This is a genomic window from Ruegeria sp. YKSF57 (assembly GCF_059612585.1).
Window position 1 is genome coordinate 1 of record NZ_JBXWQW010000114.1, and the last position, 1314, is coordinate 1314.

Annotated in this window: 1 protein-coding gene; it reads left to right on the top strand. The window is 67.6% G+C overall.

Annotated features, from left to right (window positions below):
• Positions 1 to 546 precede the first annotated feature (546 nt).
• On the top strand, positions 547 to 1314 hold a 768-nt coding region (gene mobQ / locus AC2FLX_RS22110), incomplete at its 3' end, for a MobQ family relaxase (protein ID WP_496875576.1).

Here is a 1314-nt window from a genome sequence, read left to right on the forward strand (position 1 = left end):
CCTGCGGTTCCGAGATTTGCGTGCGATCTCTCTGGGGCAAAGCCCCGGCCGATGGCCATCCCCTTCGCTGCGTGCCGCCGCGACATGGAAGGGCGCGCCGCCCCTTCCAAACCATCCCAGCCCAACCTCAGCGGTTGGATCGCGTCCCGCAAGGTCGCGCCAGCGTCTCGCCCGATGCCCCACGGTGGGGGCCGGTCTGCCGCTGGCGTCTCCCTTGCGGGAGGTTCGTGTCGGTGCGAGCGCGCACCCCGGCAGACCTGACGGTGCCGACACGAACCGGGTTTGCCCCCGGCAAACCGCCAGTGATCTGTCCCCATATCCCGCCCCCCATGAGGCTGGGGATCTGGGGGCAGATCACTGGCAAGCCCGCGCGTCGGAGAGCTGTTGGCTCGCCTCAAGCGGGCTGTCTTTTCCCCTCGGACCGCGCCGGTTCCGGGCGCACTCTTGCGGAGAAAAGACGGCTGATCTGATTGCCAATGTCAGGGCATCGGCACGGATCAGCTGCGGCGCGTGGGCGCGTTTGCTTCACAGGCGAGGGGAGGACGCATGGCCAGCTACCACCTCTCCGTGAAGACGATCAAACGCAGCGCCGGGCGCTCCGCCACGGCGGCAGCGGCCTACCGTGTCGGGGAGCGTATCGAGTGCCTGCGCGAAGGCCGTGTCCACGATTACACCCGCAAGCAGGGCATCGAGGAGACCTTCATCCTGACCCCGAAGGATGCCCCGGATTGGGCGCAGGATCGGTCCCGCCTCTGGAACGAGGCCGAGGCCAGCGAGACCCGTCGCAACTCCGTCACCGCCCGCGAATGGGAGCTGGCCCTGCCGTCCGAGATCAGCGACGAGGACCGGTCGCTGATCACCCGTCAGTTCGCCGAGGAGCTGGTCAGCCGCTACGGCGTAGCTGTCGATGTTGCGATCCACGCGCCGCACCGCGAGGGTGATCAGCGCAACCATCATGCCCATGTGCTGACCTCCACCCGCAAGCTGGAAGCCGGGGGCTTCACAGCCAAGACGCGCATTCTTGATTCCGCGAAGACGGGCGGCGTCGAGATCGAGCAGATGCGTGGCCTCTGGGCCGAGTTGCAGAACCGCGCGCTGGAGCGTGTCGGGGAGGTCAAGCGCGTCGATCACCGGTCGCTTGAGAAGCAGCGCGAGACGGCGTTGGATCGTGGCGACAAGTTGAGCGCTGAGGAACTGGACCGCGACCCGGAGCTGAAGCTGGGGCCAGCGGCCAATTCCATGGAGCGACGCGCGAAGTGGATGGCCGAGCGCCAGGGCCGGGAATACAAACCCGTCACCGAGCGTGGCGCTGTC